This window comes from Rhodococcus ruitaii, from assembly GCF_055230935.1.
On record NZ_JBUYWC010000011.1, the window covers coordinates 127,709 to 143,903 of the forward strand.

Consider the following 16,195-nt stretch of genomic DNA (forward strand, 5'->3'; position numbering starts at 1 on the left):
GTCGCCTTGACGGCGAACCGCGCCGGGGTCTAGCTTGCCATGAAGACCATCATTCGGTCCATAGATCCACATTGTGGACCACCAGGAGGAAACATGGCCGTACGCGACAGGGCACGCACCCCGTTCCTCGAGGGAGTCCGCGTCCTGGATGTGACGGGCGCCCTCGCAGGCCCCTACTGCACCATGATCTTGTCCGACCTCGGCGCCGAGGTCATCAAGGTGGAACCGGTCGGCGGAGACGGCATGCGACGCCGGACGATGGGCCCCGAACAGTTGGCGCTCCCCTTCGGACTGACCCACCGCGACAAGGGCAGCCTCGCAGTAGATTTGAAGACCGAAGAGGGTCGTGAGATCGTGCGCCGCCTCGCCCGCACGAGCGACGTGCTGGTCGAGAACTTCCGCGCCGGAGCCCTTCAGTCCCTCGGCCTCGGGTACGACGACCTCCAGGAGGAGTGCCCCGACCTGGTGTACTGCTCCATCTCCGGTTTCGGCCAGTTCGGACCGATGCGCAACGCGAAGGCCGTCGACCTGATCGCCCAGGCGTACGGCGGCCTGTTGAGCGTCACGGGATCCGACGACGGTGAACTCGCCAAGTCCGGATACCCCGTGTCCGATCTCGGCAGCGGGATGTGGGCCGCCATCGGCGTACTCGCCGCCCTGATGCGCGCCAGAGCGGGCGGCGGCGGCGGCTTCGTCGACGTCGCACTCACCGACACCGTCGCCTCGTGGGCCGTCTGGGAGATCGCCGACTACGTCGCGACCGGCGAGGTGCCGGGACCCCTCGGGACCGCGCACCGGCTCGCTGCGCCGTACCAGGCGTTCGACTGCGGCGACGGCCTGTCGCTGGTGATCGGCGCCGTCGAGCGTCAGTGGCCCCGACTGTGCGAGGTTCTCGACCTCGAACTGGACGGCGACGCGCGCTTCGCAACGGAGTACGAACGGTACCGCAACCGGCACGCGCTGTCGGACCTGCTCACCGAGCAGTTCCGCACCGACTCACGAGACGCCTGGATCAGCAGGCTGCGCGAATTCGGAATTGCCTGTGGCCCAGTCAATTCTATCGATGATGTCATGAACGATCCCCAGTTCGCGGTCCGCGGGATGTTCCCGCGCGACAGCGCTCGTCACGACCAGGCTGTCATGGTCAACACACCCATCGTGTCCGACGGCGCTCCCCGGGCGCGCGGTCGCGCGCCACGGCTCGGCGAGTCCACGGCGACGTTGCTCACCGGCCTCGGGTACGACGATGAAGAGATCCGGCGCCTGGAGGTCCGCGGCGTCATCGCATCGGACTCCTCCGCGTCCGTGGCGCCCTCGGGGACGCCGGCATGAGCACCTCCGCCCCGGGAACGTCCGCCGCCGAGGCCCCTCCGGCAGGCACCGTCCACATCGAGGCGCGGAACGGCATCGGCTGGATCGTCATCGACAACGAGGCCCGGCGCAACGCCGTGTCCGTCCGGATGATGAGCGCCGTGCATCGTGCCCTCATCTCCTTCGACGAGGATCCCGATGTCGCGGTGGTGGTACTGCGCGGAGCGGGGGACGTCGCGTTCGCGTCGGGGGTGGACATCTCGGAGTTCGAGGCGCAGCTCGCTTCGGAGTCGGCCCGCCGCGAGTTCGACGACACCGCGACCGCTGTCTTCGACGTCCTACGGACCATGACCACACCCTCGATCGCCATGATCGCGGGCTACTGCATCGGCGGCGGTCTCGCGATCGCGCTGGCGGCGGACATGCGCGTCGCCGCCGAGGGATCGGTCTATGCCATCCCGGCCGCGCGCCTCGGGCTCGGCTATCCGATCGCGAATACCGAGGCGCTGGTGCAGATCGTGGGGTCCGCGGTCGCGTCCGAAATCCTGTTCACGGGACGGCGCCTCGACGCGGACGAGGCGCGCTCCGTCGGGTTGGTGAACAGGGTCGTGCCCCCGGCAGACCTGGAGGCGCAGGTACTCGAACTGGCCCGGTCGATCGCCGCGAACGCACCGCTGACGATTGCGGCGGCCAAGGCCGCGATCCACGCCTCCACCCGCCCCGAGGATCGCGACCTGCGAAGTGCGGCAACGGACGCCGTCTCCCGTTGCACCGCATCCTCGGATTTCGTCGAGGGGCAGCGAGCTTTCATGGAGAAGAGGACACCGCGGTTCACCGGTAGCTGAACCCGCCCGGCGAGACCGCCGATCGCGTCAGACACCCTGTTCGGCAAGCCGACAGGCGATGACCGCCTCGCACAACCCTGCGAACGTCCGGGGATTCGTGTCCGTCAGCTCCTCCCAGCGTTCCAGACGGTAGGTCACGCTGTTGGCGTGCAGGTGGACGGCGCGCGCCGTTGCGGCGATCGACATGCCTCCCGCCGCGTAGGCGAGCACCGTCTCGGCAAGGTGGGGCTGCGCCCTCGCCACCGTCACGGAGTGCGCCGTCAGGACGCCCACGCGGTCCGCGTCGGCGAGCACGAGCAGTTCGGTCCAGCGATCGGCGAAGCGCACCACGGGATGGGAGTGGCCGGTTCCGGCCAGGGCAATCCGGGCATCCGACAGGCTCGTTCGTGCGCCCTGCAGACCCGATCGGCGCAACCCGATTCCCAGCCGCCCTCCGAAGCGATTCGCGACGCTCGCCGTCAGAGCATCCGCATCGGCAGTCTGGGACAGCAATTCGAACCTTCCCCGACCCACCGCGCGAACCACCAGGTCCGAGGACTGCGACCGTAGGGCGCCCGCGGCCTTGTACGCCGCGTCGGGGGCATCCCTCAACGGAATCCACGCCATTCCGACGAAGTCGCCGTCCTCCCTGAATCCGAGTCGGGTTGCGGCGAGCGCGGTCGCCGCGTGCTCGGTCGGGTCGTCGAGCAACTCGAGGAATTGATGGGCGAGCGTGACCCGTCCGCCGTCGATCTCCCGGAGCACCCGGCTGTGGGCGCGGGCCATCACCTCGGTGGTCGCGCTGGTCGCGGCGAACATGAGCCGCCCCAGCTCCGGCATCAGTGCCGCGATCTCCGGTGATCCGTGCACGGAGATCTCCCGCCAGATCTCCTGGTCGCCTGCCTGGAAGGCGGCGATGAGCGCGTCTACCGGGATGCCCTGCGCCGCTCGGGTGGCCGCGAGTTCACCGGCCGACGCCAGCTCCCCTGCGGTGAGAGCCCGGCGTTCAGCCAAGGCCGCGAGCCGCATACGCAATTGTGCGTCCACGCCTATCCGATGTTCGCTCTCGGCCAGCACCAGGTAGGCGGGCACCGTCGCGCTGATGAAGCCGGCGACGGTGGTCGACAGCTCCTGCAGATTCACGGTCAACTCGGCGCACACGTGCCGCACCGGCATCCAGTCGTCGCTCATCCAGTGATTATCACGGACACTGCGGGATGCTCGGGACGGATTATCAGCCATTCTCCAGTAGATAGCAGAGTCCTTCGTTATAGACAATGGTGATATCCCCGATGTCGACCGTTTCGAGGTTCTCGTGAACACACCATCCCCCTTGTCGTCTTCTGCCGATGCGCCACAGAGGGGCCCACTCGAGGACCGGTTCGACCTGGAGGAGGGCGAAGTTCACCTGTCAGGCATCGCTGCACTGGTCCGACTGCCACTGGACCAGCACCGACTCGACCTGCGCCGGGGGCTCGACACAGGAATCTTCGTCTCGGGTTACGAGGGATCCCCCCTCGCCGGTCTCGACCTGCAGCTCGCCCGCCAGCGCGCACGACTCGACGCGCACCGGGTGGTCTTCACACCCGCCGTGAACGAGGAACTTGCCGCGAACGCCGTCCAGGGATCGCAGATCGCCTCCGCGTCACCGGATCGGATCGGCGACGGAGTGGTGGGGATCTGGTACGGCAAGGCACCAGGTCTCGACCGAGCCACGGATGCACTGCGACACAGCAACCTCGCGGGCACGGACCCCAACGGCGGTGTCCTCGCGCTGGTCGGCGACGACTCGACAGCCAAGTCATCGACGGTGCCGAGCAGCTCCGAGCCCGCGATCGCCGAACTGGGTATGCCGTGTCTCTCGCCGTCCGACCCCGGGGAGATTCTCGAGTACGGGCTGCACGGGATCGCCATGTCCCGCGTCAGCGGTCTGTGGGTGGCCCTCAAACTGGCCACCAACGTGGTCGACGGATCCCGTTCGGTGCAACTCGATTCGATCAGGGTGGACCCCGTGGAACCCGATCGGACCTTCGAGGGCACGACATTCACCCACGAGGTCTCGGGCTACCTGCTCCAACCGGCGCTCAGCCGCCTCGAACGGTCCCAGGTCCGCGAGCGTACGGAGCTTGCCCGTCGATACGCCGCAGCCAACCGGCTCGACCGCATCGTCGGTGACGGATCGGCCACCGTGGGCATCGTCTGCGCGGGCGCCACCTACCTCGACGTGCGGCAGGCGTTGGGCGACATGGGAATCACAGACGAGGCGATCGGAACGTCCGGTGTCCGCATACTCAAGCTGGGTATGATCCACCCCCTCGAACCGACCGTCGTCACGGAGTTCGCGACCGGGCTCGCCGAGATCCTGGTGATGGAGGAGAAGAAGGCCTTCATCGAACTCGCATTGAAGGATCTGCTGTACGGAAACCCTGACGCGCCACTGGTTTACGGAAAGCGCGACAGGGACGGCAACGAGTTGTTCCGGGCGGACGGCGACCTGCCCGCGGACTACATCGCACCTCGCATCGCGCCGGTGATTCGCGCGCACGGCGGCGCGAGGTCCGTCACGGCGTGGATCGAGGCGCAGAAGACGACGCGCCGGGTGCCGACACTACTGCCCATACTGCCGCGCAGCCCCTACTTCTGTTCCGGCTGCCCGCACAACAGCTCGACCAGGGTGCCCGAGAACTCGCTGGTGGGTGCGGGTATCGGATGCCACGGCATGATCACCTTCTTCCCCGAGGAGCGCGTCGGCACGAGCATCGGGCTGTCGGCCATGGGAGGAGAGGGCGCCGCATGGACCGGCATGTCGCCCTTCGTCACCCGGAACCATCTCTTCCAGAACCTCGGCGACGGAACGTTCCACCACTCCGGGTCACTCGCGGTGCGAGCGGCCGTCGCCTCAGGCACCAACATCACCTACAAGCTCCTCTACAACGACACGGTCGCCATGACCGGCGGGCAGGACGCCGTCGGCAAGATGGACGTGCCGCGGATCGTCGCCGAGATGCTGGCCGAAGGCGTTCACCGGATCGTCGTCACCAGCGACGACCCGAAGGCCGCCCGACGCGCCTTCGGTCGCCGCCTGCCACCACACACCGACATCCGTCACCGCGACGATCTGATCGCCGTCCACGAGGAGCTCGCGGCGGTGCCGGGGGCCACGATGCTCATCCACCAACAGGAGTGCGCGACCGAACTGCGTCGCAAACGCAAGCGCGGGCTGGTGCAGTCGCCGACCCAGCGCATCATGATCAACGAGAGAGTGTGCGAAGGCTGCGGCGACTGCGGCGACAAGTCGAACTGCCTGTCGGTGCAACCCGTGGACACGGAGTTCGGCCGCAAGACACAGATTCACCAGTCGTCGTGCAACCTGGACTTCTCCTGCATCAAGGGTGACTGTCCGTCGTTCGTCGAGGTGGTGCCGGGCACACAGCGTCCCGCCCGCACCCCGTCGGCGGCGCAGATCGACCCCGCTTCGCTGCCCGCACCGGTCCTCAGGGTCAGTGCCGACGACTTCACCATGCGGATCACCGGCGTCGGCGGCACCGGCGTCGTCACCGTCGCGCAGATCCTCGCCGCCGCGGGCGCACGGGCCGATCTGACGGTCAGCGGACTCGACCAGCTCGGACTCGCACAGAAGGGAGGGGCCGTCGTCTCCGACGTTCGGTTCTCATCGTCGGACATCGTCGGCAGCAACAAGATCGGCGCCGGCGGCTGCGATCTGTACCTCGGGTGCGACGTGCTCGTCGCCGCCGCGCAGCAGAACCTCGCCGTCATCGGCGCGGACCGCACCATCGCCGTGGTGTCCACGTCGGTCACCCCGACGGGAGCGATGGTGACCGACACGCGAACCGTGTTTCCCAGCCGGGACACCCTCGTCGAACGCATCGAGTGGTCGGGGTCGCGTCCCGAGAACGTCTTCGTGGACGCACGAGCAGAACTCGGAGCGCTCGGTGAGGACCAGTACGCCAACGTCTTCCTGCTCGGAGTCGCGGTCCAGGCGGGTGTCCTGCCCCTCGCACCGGAGCACATCGAGTGGGCGCTCGAACTGAACGGCGTGCAGGTCACCTCGAACAAGCAGGCGTTCCGGCTCGGCCGCAGGTACATCGCCGAGGCCGGGTCGCGGGCCGAACCGTCCGCGCGAGGAAACCGCGCGGACGCGTCGGCGCGTGTCGCGAGAATTGCCGCCGGCGTCGGATCGGCACCGGGAAGTGCGCTCGCCGCGACCGTCTTTCGGAGCGTCGGGGAACTCGTCGCGTACCAGAGTGTCGCGTATGCGTGTCGCTACGTGCATCACGTGGAGGAGTTCCGTGCCGCCGAGTCCGCAGCGCTCAACGGATCCGAGGAGATCACCGAGCGTTACGCCGCCCAACTGTTCAAGGTGATGGCGTACAAGGACGAGTACGAGGTGGCACGTCTCCAAGTCGACCCGGCCTTCGAGGCGCGTGTGCGTGAGCAGTTCGGCGATGACGCTCGATACGCCTACCTTCTGCACCCGCCGATGCTCCGCGCGCTCGGTATGCAGCGGAAGATCCGGCTGCAGTCGTGGTGGGCGAAACCTGCGCTGCGTCTGCTCGCTCGTCTGCGGCCGATCCGGGGGACCGTATTCGACGTCTTCGGCTACGCGAAGGTCCGCAGGGCGGAGCGTGCGCTGATCGCCGACTATGTCAACGCGATGCAGGCGGCCGCTTCGGTGCTGTCGCCCGCGAATGCGGCCGACGTCCTCGAACTTGCGGGCCTTCCCGAATGGGTGCGGGGATACGAGGAGGTCAAGATGCGCTCACTGCGGGAGTATCGGCAACGCCGCGACGAACTCTCCCGTTCGCTCGACGACGGTGCGACGCGCGTCCTGCCGAAGGGCGCGACACCGACGGCGTCCTGAGCCCGTCGGACACAGACGAGGACACGGTGCTGTGCCCTTCGCACGATTCCGCGGGTGTGCAGCTCTACGACCTCCGCTTCCGCGCGGTCCCGGTGAGCGATTCGCAGGACCGCGCGGCATCGTAGGAAATCAGGGCAGTGCGATGTACTTGCTCTCCAGGTACTCCTCGGTCCCTCGCTCCCACTCTCGCGGCCCAGACCCGAATCCTTCACACCACCGAACAGGACCGCTCAGCTCGTCGCCGAACCGCCACGCAGTTCCCGACGCAGGATCTTGCCCGCACCGCTCTTCGGCAGCTCCGACAGCACCACGACCGACCTGGGATACTTGTAGGCGGCCATGCGCTCCTTGCAGTACGCCGTGAGCTCTTCCGCCGTGGCACCGACACCCGGCCGCAGCGACACGAACGCCTTGACGGTCTCGCCCCGGTACTCGTCCGGCACACCCACCACCGCGGCTTCCCGCACCGCATCGTGCGACATCAGCACGTCCTCGACCTCACGTGGCCACACCTTGTACCCCGACGCGATGATCATGTCGGTCTTCCGGTCGACAACGTAGAACCACCCGTCCTCGTCCATCAGGCCGACGTCCCCTGTGTACAGCTCACCGTCGACGATCTTCTCCGCGGTCTGATCCGGTCGATTCCAGTAGCCGGGGATGACCTGAGGACCGGACACCACGATTTCACCGATCTCGCCGGGCGGCAGCGTCCGCTTGTCCTCGCCGACGATCCGAGCGGTCGTATTGAACACCGGCACCCCGACCGACAACGCGCCGGTCACCGGGTTGACCGGTGCCGGAACACCCAGCGGGACCGCGTGGGTCGGCGAGTTGGTCTCGGTCATCCCGTAGATGTTGTGGATTTCCGCGCCCGTCGACGCCCGGATCCGATCGCGCAACTCCGGCGAGATGGGAGCCCCACCGGAGTACACCGCGCGGAGCGAGCGGAAGTCGTCCGCCGATGCGCCGGGGACCGAGCTGAGGCTGTTGAACGCCGTGATCGCGCCGATCGTGAAGGTCGGACGGTGTTCGCGGAGAGCCCCGAGCACCACCTCGGGGTCGAAGCGGTGGGTGAGCACGAGGGTGCTCCCTGCCAGCAGCGAGGCTGTCACATGCCCCACCAGACCGGTGATGTGGAAGAGTGGAGCGATCCCGAGGATGACGTCGTCGTGCCCCAGCCCCAACCACTCCCGGTACGTCTGGCTGTTGAACGCGATCGCCCGGTGGGTATTGATTGCACCTTTCGGCACGCCGGTCGTCCCAGACGTGTAGGTGAGGACGGCGGGCGCGTCCGGGTCGATCGTCACCGGCGCGGGCGCTGTGCCGCCGTACCCGGCAACGACGTCCGTCAGGCGCGTGGCCTCGGATGCCGCGATCTCGGTGTCCGGGGGGAGGATCGACACATCTGCGCGGGTCTGGAAGTCCCTGGCGCCCACCACGAATGCCTGCTTCACGTTCGTGTCGCCGGCAGCGATCACCTCGTGGGCCACCGAGTCGAACAGGTCGTCCAGACACAGCAACGCCACCGCGCCCGAATCCTGGAGCAGGTGCCGAACCTCACGACCCTTGTTCATCGGGTTGATCAGCACGGCGGAACCGCCGGCCTTCCACGCCGCCACCAGGCCGATGACGAACGCCGGATCGTTCTGGAGGTACACCGCCAGCCTGTCGCCGTGGCCGAAGCCGCCCCTGGTGAGGGCGACGGCCAACGCATCCGAGTACCGGTCGAGCTCGGAGTAGGTGAGCGTGCCGTCGAAGAAGGCGATCGCGACCCGGTCTCCGGAGCGTCGCACCGTCGCGGTGAACACGTCCAGCATCGACTCGAAATCAGGCTCGATGTCCGCGGGGAGGTCGGCCGGATAGTGGGCCAGCCACGGCCGCGGGCTCACTTCACACCGCCGGAGGGCGCTGCGATCGTGTTGCGCAACACCCCGACTCCCGTCACCTCGACCTCCGCGACGTCGCCGGGGACGAGGAAGCGAGGCGGGTCGGCCACCAGTCCCACCCCGCCGGGGGTACCGGTCGCGATGACATCACCGGGTGCCAGTGGGGTGAATCCGGTGACGTAGCGGAGGATTGCCGGGAAGTCGAAGATCAGGTGACCGAGGGTGCTGTCCTGAAGGACATCTCCGTTTACCCTGGTCTGCAGGCGGACCGAGGCCGGATCCGAGAACTCGTCGGTGGTGACGATCCACGGACCGAAGGAGCCGACACCGTGGAAGTTCTTGCCAGGGATCCACTGCGAGTTGTGCAGCTGCCAATCCCGGACGCTCACATCGTTGTAGCAGGAGAGCCCCGCGATGGCGGACCAGGCGTCGGCGTCGCTGGTGACCTCGGTGAGGTGCCGTCCGATCACGATCGCTACCTCGCCTTCGTAGTCGAGCTGATCGCTGATCGCCGGCTTGACGACGGGACGCTCGTGGCCGACCTGACTGTCCGCGAACCGAGTGAAGATGGTGGGATGCTCGGGAAGGTCGTGATTGCCTGTCTCCTCGCGGTGGTCCGTGTAGTTGACGCCCACGCAGAAGATCTTGGCCGGATCCGGCACCGGCGGAAGGTATTCGATCGCGTCGAGGGCATGAGCCGTCTCGGCGCCGTCCACACGGCGGCGCAACTCGTCGACGAGTCCACGCTCGAGCAGTTCCCGGATCGACGACGCCCGGCCGTCGAGTAGAGCGGCGGCATCCACCACTCCCCCATCACGCACCACCCCGAACGAGGTCGAACCGTCTGCACGGTAGGTGACAAGCTTCATCTTCACTCAACCCTTCTTGATCCCGGCCTCGGAACGCCGCCTTCGGGGCTGCTGGACCTGGAACTCGATACTTGTTGTGTTACATGGGGACTGCAACCGACCAGGCGAATCCACTCATGATGACTATTCATCATCAGGTGCCGACGACGGGCCCGCGCTACGACCGAACCCCGAGCGTCATGCCTGCTCGGACCGCTGCTCCAGGTACTTCGTCAGGTGCGCGCGACCGTAGTCGTTACCGTTCGGCGTCCGGATGATGTTGTGGATGTGGAAAGGCTCGGGATCGTCGTTGTCCAGGAAGATCCCGGAGTGCGCGTCCAATTCGACGAAGAACACCGGACTCTGGACCTTGTAGTAGAACGGCTTCTCGGCATCCGGCTCGCCGGCCCACGCGAAGTACGTCTCGTCGAGGTGGGCACGAAAGGCGTCGAGCTTGAGCTTGGCGTGCGCCTCGGGAAGCCGCCCCACATAGTGGGCTACCAGGGCGAGCAGTCGCTCCCGCTGAGCGTGGTCGAGGTCCCGAACCGCGATTCCGTCCAACGGCACGACGGCGTTGTCACGAGCGACGGACCCCCGCATCCGGCCCTCCGTCGGGTGGGCGAGATGAGGCGGAAGGTCGTCCCACTGCACGGACTTGGACAGCGTCGCGATCTCCTGCTGCTCCGGTGTCAGCGAGCCCATCAGTTCGATCGCCAGAGACAGCTCGGCATCGAAGGACCGAATCCCGTCGAAGGTACCGAAATCCACGATCCGCGGCTCAGTGCCGAGGAACATCGGACTGATCGTCAGCTGCCCGCCGAGCACGAAGATGTTGACGCACGCATGATGCCCGTAGAGCTGGAAGCCCCACGGCTCCACCTCCGACGGTGTGCCGAAGACGGTGAACCAGTACATCCACTCCCGGAGGGTGTCCTCGTACCCCGGAGCCAGCTCGCCCAGCGCCGCATTGGTCCGCATCATCTTGCGAACCTCCTCGAATCCCCGTTCGGACATGGACGCCCGGAACACGTCCATGGCGGCCTGCCGCTGCTCGTCACCCAGGTCCTCCAGGAGCAACCCGTGGGGCGGAGTCGGCGCGAAGGCGTTGATCCATCCACGCCAGTCAGACGACTCGATGTCCCGACTGGTCGCGACCCGCTGATCATCGTCGAGCAATGACAGGAACCGTTCGCCTGCCGCGACGATCGCGGCGTTCGAGATTCCGGTGTCCTCGAGCGGAAACAATTCGGTACGAGGGTTTCCATCGCTCGTCAATCCGACGAACGGCTGAGCATTGTTCTCTGCGAACTCCTGGAACACGGCAGCCAGGTGCGGCGGCAACCCGCAGGTGTCCACGAGCCCCCTGGTGATCGGGTACAGCCCAGCGGGTCGCGGCGCATATCCGCGGTATGTGATTCCAGTCATGACTATCACCTCTCTGTGATCGAGTCGGTAGCGTACCAACCGGACGGAAGGTTGGGAAGTAGGTATGCTTGTCACCTATGGCGCACGCGCCGGGCGCGAACCCCCGTAAGGCACCATCAGTGCCGAGATACACGAATTCCCCTCCCAGGGGGAGGAGGAGGCAGTCCCATGGCAGTCGCGGCCGAGCCCAACCGCTGGCGGGAAGTGGTCGACACCGCCGCCAAACTGTTCTTCGAGCGCGGATACGACTCGACGTCGGTCAACGACATCGCCAGCGCGCTGCGCATCACCAAGGGCAGCCTGTACTACTACGTCAGCTCCAAAGAAGATCTGCTGCACGCGATCATCAAGGACGTACACGCCCTGACGACGGAGAGCCTGCTTCGTGATCGACCGCTGACGGGGACGCCCCTGGACCGGCTGTGGGCCTACTTTCTCGGCCACATCCGCCTGAACCTGGACCACCTGCACGCGTCGACGATGTTCTACCGCGACATCCGGTTCCTCAGCGCGGAACGCCGCGCAGAGATCGTGCCGATGCGGGACGAGCTGCAGAGCTACGTGCGTGAGCTGGTCGTCGAGGGCATCGAGACCGGGCTGATGTACCCGGACATCAACGTCAAGCTGGCCTCCATTCACATGTTCAGCGTCGCCAACAGCATTCACCAGTGGTACAAGCCGGACGGCGAGATGACGCCGCACGAGATCTCGCGAGGACTGGCATTGTCCATCGTCCGCAGCGTGGCCATCCAACCGTGGACACCCCCTCGCGAGTCGTGACGATCGCCCCCGTGCCCCGTTCGGAGGTTGACCTCGCAAACAGCCCGTTGGTAGTTTGATGAATATTCATATTTGAGCTTAGCCGAGAATCCGACGCACCACTACCCTTGAGGTTGACCATGGACTACATCCGCCAGTTCGACGAAACAGCGACCTTCGACACCGGCTTCACCGGATACCGCGCACAGATCGTCTCCCATCTCGAGAGCGCCCTCATCATCGGCAGCTGGATCGAGTCCGGCGGCTGCGGCCCCGGCCTGCACTACCACGAGAGCGACCAGTCGTACTATCTCGCACGCGGCGAGATGAACATCCAGCTCGGCGACGAGGTCCACCACGTGACGGCCGGCGCCTTCGTGTTCATCCCCGCGGGACTGGCCCACCGCAACTGGAACGACGGGCCGGACACCGAGTTCCACTTCGAGATGATCATCCCGGCACCGACTCCCGGCAAGCCGCTGATGTACCCGGTCGATTCTCCCGAGCAGGCACCCGGCTCCACCGAGAGCGGGTACGTGAAGACCACCGGCAAGTCCGACTTCGTCACTCCACCCGGTTTCGACGGCATGGGGCTGTGCCCGCTCGGCAAGAACGAGAAGGCCCGCTACAACGCGATCCGCATGTCCCCCGGCGGCGAGGGCCCCGGAACACACATCCACGACTTCGACCAGTACTACTTCGTCCTCGAGGGCGTCCTCGAGGTGGAGGTCGCGCTGCAGCGCCACAGCGTGCCCGCAGGCCATGCCGTGTTGCTGCCCGCCGGCGTCCCGCATCGACAGTGGAACGCGGGCGCCGTGGACGAGATGCACCTCGCACTGCTCTCCCCCGCACCGTTGCCCGACCGCCCGTGGGACTACGGGGTCAACTTCGAGGCGAACGGCGACGACCACTCCGGTTGATGCGCTGAGGATACGGCCGTTCGGCCGGTGGACCCACTCGGGATCCGCCGGCCGGACATCTACGCCCTGACGTGCACCCTCGGCCCCCGCAGCACTCACACGATCTACATATTGACAAATATTCATCAGACATGGATTCTTGTAGTGTCGTGTCGATCACAGGACACCATCCTGTCCACCCGACGACGACTCCGTGATTGGCCGCGTGCTGGCTGCGTCGAACCCAGGGAGGATCTGTTGACCACGTTTGCGAGTCCCCCACAGAACGACACACCACAAGAGATTCAAGGCAAGGCAACTGTGTCGACATCGTTGAAAGCCGTCATCGTGGATCGCGTGATGACCACGGACCGGGTCGTCGCCCTCGACCTCGAGTCCGCTGACGGCTCCCCGCTTCCCATGTACGAGGCAGGAGCACACATCGACGTGCTCCTCGACCGGACCGGCCTCGACGGCACCCTGATCCGCCAGTACTCACTGGTCGGCACCCCCGGCGAACCCCACCGCTACCGCATCGCGGTCCTGCGCGACGACAATTCCCGCGGCGGCTCCCTCGCCGTCCACGACCTCCAGGTCGGACAGGTCGTCGAAATCTCCGCCCCCCGGAACAACTTCCGGCTCGCCCCCGCCCGCCACCACCGACTCTTCGCCGGCGGCATCGGCATCACGCCCATCCTGTCGATGGCCCACGAACTCGACGCCACTGGCGGCGACTACACGCTGCACTACAGCGCCCGCACCGCAGCCGACGTCTCCTTCGCCGAACTACTCGCCACCAACCCCCGCGTCGTGATCCACCTCGACGATCAGGACCAGCGACTGGACCTGTCCACCGACCTCGGCGCTCCCGAACCCGACACCGCTGTCTACGTCTGCGGACCCGGACCGTTCATCGATTTCGTCCTCGATGGAGCCGCCGAACTCGGCTGGCCCGACGACGCTCTCCACAAGGAGCGCTTCGCCGCGTCCACCGCCGTCGACGAACCAGGCACCGGCTTCACCGTCAAACTCGCAGCCAGCAACACCGAATTCCAGGTCGGTGAGGACGAAACCATCCTCGAAGTCCTGGAACGCAACGGCATCGACGCCCCCTCCTCCTGCCAACAGGGCATCTGCGGCGAATGCGTCGTCAAGGTCCTCTCCGGAGAGCCCGACCACCGCGACGACATCCTCTCCGACCGCGAACACGACGAAGGCCTGTTCACCCCCTGCTGCTCACGCGCACACAGCCCCAGCATCGAACTCGACCTCTGATGTCGCTGTCTCCCGGCCTCTTCGGGGGTCGGGAGGCAGCGACACGTCCGGGCCTCCCTCGTCCGTCGCTCCGCGTCTCAGGACGGCAATCCCGAACGATCGAGGTGACCGAGGAGGCGACTCAGTTGGTCCGCGAAGTAGTCCACGAAAGCCGGATCGGACGGATCGATCGGGGACAGTGCCCGCACGATGTGGGGTATTGCAGCCGGTGCGGTATTCGCTGCGATGAGCACCAGGGAGAAGATTCCGGGCTCGATGTCCGGCGGGAAGTCCCCTCGCTGCTGCCGTTCCCGCGCATTCTCCAGCAGCGGCTCCAGGTTCGCGATGAACCGACCGCCGTCCGCTCCCCTCCCGTCCGTGTGCACGAGAGCGCGATTCCAGTCCGAATCGGTTTCCGCCTGGCGCACCAGGGCGCCGACGACGTCGGCCAACGACTCCTTGCCTTCGACGAGGACGCGACTGTTCGTTACCCAACGCTCACTGAGCACATCGAACAGACCACGCTTGCCGCCGAAGTGGTAGGTGATGAGTTGGTGTGTGACACCGGCACGTTCGGCGATCCGGATCACCCTCGCGCCCTCGTATCCTGCTCGCCCGAACTCTGCTGCGGCCGCCTCGAGGATGAGATGCCTGGTCCGTGCGGGATCGCGCTGCCGGTCAGGATTGCGGGACCGACGCCTGCGCTGAGGGTGCGAGTCCGCGCCGCTCGCAGTGGGAGCAGTGTCCGCATCCGAACTCGAAGCTGAATCGTCCGATCGCGTCATGACGTCAAATCTACACCGCCACATCAAAGTTCGGAGAGATTACCGTCTCCGTACCGTTCGCACTGCCACCTCCGGCCGATTCCGGCCCCACCCTCCCGACCTCCTTGGCCTGTTCCGCCTCCGTGGGGTACTATTCAGAATAATTGATGACTATTCATCAGACGCAATTGCCGAGCCATCCGCGACACAGCCGGATGTGCCCGACCCGACGCTGAACCGTCACTTCGACCGAGGGACCTCGCAGATGAGTATCAAGCCCTGGCTTTTCGAGTTTTTCCACTCCATTCACGACCCCGCACGCCGCGACGATCCCGCCGCGGCCAATGAGCACTTCCGCCGGTATCTTGACCTGTGGGTCGGTGCCGACGAGTTCTGCTGGGAGGGAATTTTCTTCAGCGAGCACCACTTCGGCCCGGGTTACAGCCCCTCCCCCAATCTGGTGATCGCCAACCTGGCCGCGCGGACCGCACACCTGCGGCTGGGAGTGCTCGGCAGCGTGACATCCTACGCGACGCCGTGGCGTGTTGCCGAGGAGTTCGCCATGCTCGACCACCTGAGCGAGGGTCGCCTCGAAATGGGTGTTGTCAGCGGGATCCCGCCGGAGCTCGCGGTGGTCGGCATCACTCCGCAGCACTCCGCGGAGGTACACGCCGAGGTGCTGGACGTCCTCCAGTCAGCGGTGGAGAAGAACGTCGTCACGCATCACGGCAAGCACTACACACTCGACGGGATCCGCATCACGCCCGGATTCCTGCAGGCCGAACCCGCAGTGTGGACTGCAGCGCGCAGCGAGGCATCCGCGCGCCGAGCGGGCGAGCGCGGCCTCAAGATGTGCAGCGGGTTCCTCCCGGCCGAGGACCTGGCGCCGGTGTACGACGCCTACCGTGACGGCGCGAAATCCACCGGGAAGCCCTGCGGGCCGGACACCCTCGGTATCCGCCGCGTCATCTCCCTCGTCGACAACGAGGCCGACATCGAGCAGGCCGCCTCCGCCGCAGCGGCCGGTGTCGCCGAACTCTTCGAGGTCAGCGCCGAGGCGATGAACGTTCCGGACGCACCGACACCGAATGTCGATGCGGGTGACCTCATCTACGGCACACCCCGGCAGGTTGCCGACGAGATCATCCGGCAGTGCCGACTTCTCGGAGCCGGCCACATCCTGGCGACCTTCAACGTATTCGATCTCGACGAGCTCGGCCGCCAGCACGAACTGTTCGGCCGCGACGTCGTTCCGCTCCTGCGCGCGGCACAGATCGGCTGATCACGCCCGGCACACTGCCGTCGATTCGGCTCTCCGAAACGTCGCACACACAACAATC

Annotated in this window: 12 protein-coding genes; 7 read left to right on the top strand and 5 right to left on the bottom strand. The window is 66.4% G+C overall.

The window, feature by feature from the left end:
• The first annotated feature begins 93 nt into the window (after positions 1 to 93).
• Positions 94 to 1,332, top strand: a complete 1,239-nt coding sequence (locus ACZI8W_RS16045) for a CaiB/BaiF CoA transferase family protein (protein WP_463369489.1) — start codon at positions 94 to 96, stop codon at positions 1,330 to 1,332.
• Positions 1,329 to 2,156 (top strand): enoyl-CoA hydratase, encoded by an 828-nt coding sequence (locus ACZI8W_RS16050; protein ID WP_463369490.1) that lies wholly within the window; start codon positions 1,329 to 1,331, stop codon positions 2,154 to 2,156. The genes ACZI8W_RS16045 and ACZI8W_RS16050 overlap by 4 nt, the downstream gene beginning before the upstream one ends.
• A 27-nt stretch (positions 2,157 to 2,183) precedes the next feature.
• Here ACZI8W_RS16050 and ACZI8W_RS16055 read toward each other — a convergent pair whose 3' ends face one another.
• Positions 2,184 to 3,326 (bottom strand): helix-turn-helix domain-containing protein, encoded by a 1,143-nt coding sequence (locus tag ACZI8W_RS16055; RefSeq protein ID WP_463369491.1) that lies wholly within the window; start codon positions 3,324 to 3,326, stop codon positions 2,184 to 2,186.
• Positions 3,327 to 3,450: 124 nt separating this feature from the next.
• On the opposite strand from ACZI8W_RS16055, the gene ACZI8W_RS16060 reads away from it, so the two are divergent.
• Positions 3,451 to 7,017 carry an indolepyruvate ferredoxin oxidoreductase family protein gene (locus tag ACZI8W_RS16060; protein ID WP_463369492.1) on the top strand — a complete coding sequence of 1,189 codons (3,567 nt, stop codon included), beginning with the start codon at positions 3,451 to 3,453 and terminating at the stop codon, positions 7,015 to 7,017.
• Positions 7,018 to 7,247: 230 nt separating this feature from the next.
• On the opposite strand, the gene ACZI8W_RS16065 is transcribed toward ACZI8W_RS16060, so the two are convergent.
• The 3 genes from ACZI8W_RS16065 to ACZI8W_RS16075 form a co-directional block, all read right to left on the bottom strand.
• Positions 7,248 to 8,837 (bottom strand): AMP-binding protein, encoded by a 1,590-nt coding sequence (locus tag ACZI8W_RS16065; protein WP_463369577.1) that lies wholly within the window; start codon positions 8,835 to 8,837, stop codon positions 7,248 to 7,250.
• A gap of 68 nt (positions 8,838 to 8,905) precedes the next feature.
• Complete coding sequence (locus tag ACZI8W_RS16070; protein WP_463369493.1) at positions 8,906 to 9,775, bottom strand: fumarylacetoacetate hydrolase family protein; 870 nt, start codon at positions 9,773 to 9,775, stop codon at positions 8,906 to 8,908.
• 177 nt (positions 9,776 to 9,952) lie between these two features.
• Complete coding sequence (locus ACZI8W_RS16075) at positions 9,953 to 11,179, bottom strand: DUF3500 domain-containing protein (protein ID WP_463369494.1); 1,227 nt, start codon at positions 11,177 to 11,179, stop codon at positions 9,953 to 9,955.
• Between the two features lie 168 nt (positions 11,180 to 11,347).
• On the opposite strand from ACZI8W_RS16075, the gene ACZI8W_RS16080 reads away from it, so the two are divergent.
• The 3 genes from ACZI8W_RS16080 to ACZI8W_RS16090 all read left to right on the top strand — a co-directional run bounded on the left by ACZI8W_RS16080 (position 11,348) and on the right by ACZI8W_RS16090 (position 14,112).
• Positions 11,348 to 11,959, top strand: coding sequence for a TetR/AcrR family transcriptional regulator (locus tag ACZI8W_RS16080; protein ID WP_463369495.1), 612 nt, complete (start codon positions 11,348 to 11,350; stop codon positions 11,957 to 11,959).
• Between the two features lie 119 nt (positions 11,960 to 12,078).
• Positions 12,079 to 12,858 carry a cupin domain-containing protein gene (locus tag ACZI8W_RS16085; protein WP_463369496.1) on the top strand — a complete coding sequence of 260 codons (780 nt, stop codon included), beginning with the start codon at positions 12,079 to 12,081 and terminating at the stop codon, positions 12,856 to 12,858.
• Between the two features lie 339 nt (positions 12,859 to 13,197).
• The gene (locus ACZI8W_RS16090) at positions 13,198 to 14,112 is read left to right on the top strand and encodes a PDR/VanB family oxidoreductase (protein ID WP_463369497.1); all 915 of its coding nucleotides are present in this window, start codon (positions 13,198 to 13,200) and stop codon (positions 14,110 to 14,112) included.
• A 77-nt stretch (positions 14,113 to 14,189) separates the two neighbouring features.
• Here the strand turns inward: ACZI8W_RS16090 and ACZI8W_RS16095 are convergent, their stop codons facing one another.
• A complete protein-coding gene (locus ACZI8W_RS16095) occupies positions 14,190 to 14,876 on the bottom strand; it encodes a TetR/AcrR family transcriptional regulator (RefSeq protein ID WP_463369498.1) in 687 nt (228 codons plus the stop codon).
• A gap of 244 nt (positions 14,877 to 15,120) precedes the next feature.
• On the opposite strand from ACZI8W_RS16095, the gene ACZI8W_RS16100 reads away from it, so the two are divergent.
• Positions 15,121 to 16,137: an LLM class flavin-dependent oxidoreductase gene (locus ACZI8W_RS16100; protein WP_463369499.1), complete on the top strand. Its 1,017-nt coding sequence runs from the start codon at positions 15,121 to 15,123 to the stop codon at positions 16,135 to 16,137.
• Positions 16,138 to 16,195 lie beyond the last annotated feature (58 nt).

What these genes read in the sequence shown, in the direction of transcription:
- ACZI8W_RS16045 (WP_463369489.1), top strand. Translation starts at nt 94, where the DNA reads ATGGCCGTACGCGACAGGGCACGCACCCCGTTCCTCGAGGGAGTCCGC.
- ACZI8W_RS16050 (WP_463369490.1), top strand. Translation starts at nt 1,329, where the DNA reads ATGAGCACCTCCGCCCCGGGAACGTCCGCCGCCGAGGCCCCTCCGGCA.
- ACZI8W_RS16055 (WP_463369491.1), bottom strand. Translation starts at nt 3,326, where the DNA reads ATGAGCGACGACTGGATGCCGGTGCGGCACGTGTGCGCCGAGTTGACC.
- ACZI8W_RS16065 (WP_463369577.1), bottom strand. Translation starts at nt 8,837, where the DNA reads ATGCTGGACGTGTTCACCGCGACGGTGCGACGCTCCGGAGACCGGGTC.
- ACZI8W_RS16070 (WP_463369493.1), bottom strand. Translation starts at nt 9,775, where the DNA reads ATGAAGCTTGTCACCTACCGTGCAGACGGTTCGACCTCGTTCGGGGTG.
- ACZI8W_RS16075 (WP_463369494.1), bottom strand. Translation starts at nt 11,179, where the DNA reads ATGACTGGAATCACATACCGCGGATATGCGCCGCGACCCGCTGGGCTG.
- ACZI8W_RS16080 (WP_463369495.1), top strand. Translation starts at nt 11,348, where the DNA reads ATGGCAGTCGCGGCCGAGCCCAACCGCTGGCGGGAAGTGGTCGACACC.
- ACZI8W_RS16085 (WP_463369496.1), top strand. Translation starts at nt 12,079, where the DNA reads ATGGACTACATCCGCCAGTTCGACGAAACAGCGACCTTCGACACCGGC.
- ACZI8W_RS16090 (WP_463369497.1), top strand. Translation starts at nt 13,198, where the DNA reads ATGACCACGGACCGGGTCGTCGCCCTCGACCTCGAGTCCGCTGACGGC.
- ACZI8W_RS16095 (WP_463369498.1), bottom strand. Translation starts at nt 14,876, where the DNA reads ATGACGCGATCGGACGATTCAGCTTCGAGTTCGGATGCGGACACTGCT.
- ACZI8W_RS16100 (WP_463369499.1), top strand. Translation starts at nt 15,121, where the DNA reads ATGAGTATCAAGCCCTGGCTTTTCGAGTTTTTCCACTCCATTCACGAC.